At 58.7% G+C, this 4,375-nt stretch carries 4 protein-coding genes and 1 pseudogene; 4 read left to right on the forward strand and 1 reads right to left on the reverse strand.

Annotated elements, in window-relative coordinates; translation table 11 throughout:
- Nucleotides 1-125 (forward strand): annotated as a pseudogene (locus ACVWXE_RS14165) (RNA-guided endonuclease TnpB family protein); the annotation flags it as partial.
- 87 nt (nt 126-212) lie between these two features.
- On the forward strand, nt 213-2,081 hold the full coding sequence (locus ACVWXE_RS14170) for an ABC transporter ATP-binding protein (protein ID WP_457490627.1): 1,869 nt from the start codon (nt 213-215) through the stop codon (nt 2,079-2,081).
- Nucleotides 2,082-2,102: 21 nt separating this feature from the next.
- Here the strand turns inward: ACVWXE_RS14170 and ACVWXE_RS14175 are convergent, their stop codons facing one another.
- Entirely contained in the window at nt 2,103-2,309 is a 207-nt protein-coding gene (locus ACVWXE_RS14175) for a hypothetical protein (protein ID WP_457490628.1), read from the reverse strand.
- Nucleotides 2,310-2,487: 178 nt separating this feature from the next.
- On the opposite strand from ACVWXE_RS14175, the gene ACVWXE_RS14180 reads away from it, so the two are divergent.
- On the forward strand, nt 2,488-2,859 hold the full coding sequence (locus ACVWXE_RS14180) for a hypothetical protein (protein WP_041436554.1): 372 nt from the start codon (nt 2,488-2,490) through the stop codon (nt 2,857-2,859).
- 198 nt (nt 2,860-3,057) lie between these two features.
- A complete protein-coding gene (locus tag ACVWXE_RS14185; RefSeq protein ID WP_457490629.1) occupies nt 3,058-4,332 on the forward strand; it encodes an AAA family ATPase in 1,275 nt (424 codons plus the stop codon).
- The last annotated feature ends 43 nt before the right edge of the window (nt 4,333-4,375 follow it).

Here is a 4,375-nt window from a genome sequence, read left to right on the forward strand (position 1 = left end):
AGTGTGGGCACTGTGGATGGGAAGGGGATGCGGATTTGAATGGTGCGAATGTGATTGCGCTTTTGGGGGCTGTCGTAAACCAGCCTAGAGGTTCGTGGTTGGCTTGCCAACTGCAGGGCTACTGAAAGCCCGCTCCGTACCGCTTTAGCGGTCGGAGTCGGGTAGTTTACTGCTCTCTATGAGTCGTCTTTGTTGTTCTCGGGTGTAAGCCTGTGAGCCTTGCCGCCTCTCCCCCCGATACCGATTTAAGTAGGGATCCCCGCCCTCGGCGAGAAAGCGATTGGCGGCTGCTGCGGCTGCTCTGGCCCTATGCCCGTCGGCACCTCAGGCTGGTGTTGGCGGCCTTGGCCTTTCTGCCCCCTTTGGCCTTGGCGGATGCGGTGCAGCCCTTGATTCTGCAGCGGGCTCTGGATGGCCCCATTGCCCGAGCGCTGGAACGAGGTGGGGCCGGGATCCTCTCCGACCTTTGGCCCTATGTGGGGCTGTTGATCCTGACGGTACTGGTTCGCTGGCTCTTCCAAGCCCTGGAAGGGTATGTCAGCCAAAAGCTGGGGCAGTTGATGACCCGCGACATCCGCGACGATCTCTTCGCCCACATTCTGGCCTTGCCGGCTCAGTTTTTCGACCGCACCCCGGTGGGCAAGTTGATCACCCGCATCACCAACGATGTGGAAGCCCTGGGAGATGTCTTTTCCACCGGTGCCGTCGGCATCGTCAGCGACCTGTTTACCCTGGGGGTGATCGCGGTGGTCATGCTCAGCCAACGCTGGGATCTGGGCTTGCTGCTGATCTTGATCGTCCTGCCCATCAGCGCCGTTGTCCTCGAGTTGCAGCGCCGCTTTCGCGATGCCAACTTTCGCGTGCGAGAAGAACTCTCCAAGCTGAACTCCTGGATCCAGGAGAACATCTTGGGCATTACCGTGGTGCAACTGTTTCGGCGGGAGCGGCTCAATAGCGAGATTTTTCAAACCATGAACCGCCGCTACATCCGGGAAGTGGATCAAACCATCCTCTATGATTCCGCCCTTTCTGCCGTTTTGGAGTGGGTGTCTTGGCTGGCCGTGGCGGCTTTGCTCTGGGTGGGCGGGCAGCAGGTGATGTCAGCCGGTAGGGGCTCAGTTGGAGGGGGATGGACGGGATCCCTGCCCCTGCCCGGGGAACCCCTCACCTTTGGCAGCCTCTACGCCTTTATTCTCTTTTCGCAACGGTTTTTTAACCCGCTGCGGCAGTTGGCCGAAAAGTTTACGGCCCTACAGGCGGGGTTCACCGCCGTCGAGCGCATCGACGCCATCCTCAGCCTGCCGGTTGCCATCCGGGATCCCGCTCAGCCCCGCCACTTGCCCCCCAATGCCAGAGGAGAGGTGCAGTTCGAGCACGTCTGGTTTGCCTACAACCCCGGGGAGTGGGTGCTCAAAGACCTCACCTTCACCATCCGCCCCGGAGAAAAAGTGGCCCTGGTGGGGCCGACGGGAGCCGGGAAAAGCTCCATCATTCGCTTGCTCTGCCGTCTCTACGACGTAACCCAGGGATCTATTCGCATTGACGGCGTTGATATTCGGGATCTCCCCCAGGCTGAGCTGCACCGCCACCTAGGGGTAATCCTGCAGGATGGATTTTTGTTTTCCGGGGATATCCAGCAAAACATCACCCTAGGAGAGAAGGCAGATCTAGCGGCAGTGGAGCAGGTCGCCCGCCAACTCAACCTGCATGACTTCCTCCGCAATTTGCCCCAAGGCTACGCCACCCCTGTGCGAGAGCGGGGCAGCAACCTCTCCAGCGGCCAGAAACAGCTTATCAGCTTTGTGCGGGCCATGTGGCGGGATCCCAAAATCTTGGTCTTGGATGAGGCCACGGCCAGCCTGGATGTGGGCACCGAAGCGCTCCTGCAATCCGCTCTAGACACCCTGCTGCGGGATCGCACCGCCCTGATCATCGCCCACCGCCTTTCCACCATCCGCGATGTGGATCGCATCTTGGTTCTGCAGCGGGGGGAACTCAAAGAGCAGGGATCCCATGCCGAGCTCATGGCCCACAACGGGCTCTATGCCAGCCTCTATCGGCTGCAAGATCTGGGCGGCTAGCAGGGTGCTTCTGCCCAACCGTCAGCGACTGGCGCCAAAGCGAGACCGAATTGCCTTTAGGGTGGTGAAGCTGGCATCCGCGAACGCGATGCGAGCCTTGCAGAGTAACAGATTGCCGTTATCCACGGCAGTGTCTCTCAAGCTGGCCAAACCATCGCTGGCCTGCACCAGGGCACGACGGCCCCAGTTGGAGAAATTTTTGCTGAGGGTGTTGATCAAGCGTTCCATAGGGATTGGACATTCCGCTCCTTGTCTTCCACCTAGCCTACTCCCCCAGCCGCAGGTATCCACAGAGGGCCATCAAGAAAATTGTTTGTTACAGATTGTTAAAAACTTGCCGTCAAGCCGGCAGACTGGCTATGATAGGCCCCAAGTTTGGCAAGCAATTCAAAGAAAGCGGTTAGCCATGAATCATCGGCCAGAGGTAGTGGAAGGCACAGAGTCCAAGCAGAAGGTGACCCTGTATCTCTCACCTGAGCTGCACCGGAATCTGAAGATTCGGGCTGCCGTGGAGCGGGAGCCGATGTCGGCAGTGGCAGAGAAGGCCATTACCTTCTATCTGCTTCACCCAGAGGTCATTGAAGGGGTACAAGGTAGCGCCTATCGTGTCCATCAATGTCCCAAGTGTAGTCACCCATTTGTTATCCGCGATGGAGAGGTGGTTTCCCTGCACCAGACATCGGCTGCCGAAGCCATCCTTGAAGAGGTGGAGCCAGAATACTGGGGATCGGCTGCTGGCTCGGAAGAGCAACGGCAGGATGCTCTGGTACCCTGCTAGAACGCTCCCAAGCGGGCCCCCTTCAGGAACTTGAGCTGATAGGAGCAGACAGCAACACGGAAGGCTTCTAAAATCCTCTCAAAATCCATCCAACAAGGGCGTACTCCCAAGTGCAATCCAATACCTAGGCAACTCGAACCCCATTTTTCAACCGTTCTGGCGGCTCCTGAAATTTCCCCTCTGCAGTTGGTGTTTCCCATGCAAGAGCTAAGCATCCTCATTCAAGCTCAATACCCACTGCTGTACCTGCTGACTCCAGAGGAGGAACGGGCAGAAGCGGCTCTGGCAGCAATTGCCCGCACCCTTAAGCCTCAGCGTCGCCTATTCATTTGGACAGTTACCCACGGCATCGTCGAATACGGCAACCCCCGCAGCCTCACCCAGCACAACACCCAATCCCCCCAGCCCGCCATCCAGTGGGTAATGGAGCAAAAGGATCCCGCCATCTGCGTCTTCAAAGACCTACATGACTTCTTGGACAACACCGAGGTGAAGCGCTGGCTGCGGGATGCTATTGCCAGCCTGAAGGGATCCCACAAAACCATCCTGCTCATGTCGCCGGTGCAGGTGATCCCGGTCGAGCTGGAGAAAGACATTTGCGTAGTGGACTTCCCCCTGCCGGACATGGCCACATTGGAGCGCGCCCTCAACCGCCAGCTGGAGCAGATCCCGCGCTCCCTGCCTTTGGCTCCTGATACCCGCGAAAAGTTGCTCAAGGCAGCCCTGGGCCTGACACAAGACGAAGCAGAGAAAGTCTACCGCAAGGCTGTGGTGATGCATGGTCGCCTCACCGAGGTAGAAGTAGACATCATCCTCTCTGAGAAGAAGCAACTGATCCGGCGCAACGGCATTCTCGAGTTTATCGAAGAGGACGAGACCATCGACGCCGTTGGCGGTCTGGAAGAGCTGAAGCGCTGGCTGCTGCAACGTTCTGAGGCCTTCACTGAGCGGGCCCGCGCCTATGGACTGCCCCAGCCTAAGGGGATGCTGATCCTGGGCGTACCCGGCTGCGGTAAGTCGCTGATCGCCAAGACCACTGCCCGTCTCTGGGGCCTGCCCCTGCTGCGTCTGGACATGGGCCGCGTTTATGATGGCTCCATGGTGGGCAAATCGGAAGCGAATCTGCGCAGTGCCCTGCGAACTGCTGAATCTCTCGCCCCTGCCATCCTTTTCATCGACGAGCTGGACAAAGCCTTTGCTGGATCAGCAGGCTCCAGCGATTCTGACGGGGGCACCTCCAGCCGCATCTTTGGCTCCTTCCTGACCTGGATGCAGGAGAAACGCTCGCCGGTCTTTGTCATGGCCACCGCCAACCGTGTGGACCGTCTGCCGGGTGAATTCCTGCGCAAGGGCCGTTTTGACGAGATTTTCTTCGTGGATCTCCCCAACATCAACGAGCGCATCGAGATCTTTCGGATCCACGTAAACTACCCGACTCCGACCGCTAAGCGGTACGGAGCGGGCTTTCAGTAGCCCTGAGCCTGTTCTGCTCTACCAGAGAACAAAACAAGCCCGG

The sequence above is a fragment of the Thermostichus sp. MS-CIW-41 genome (assembly GCF_054058915.1).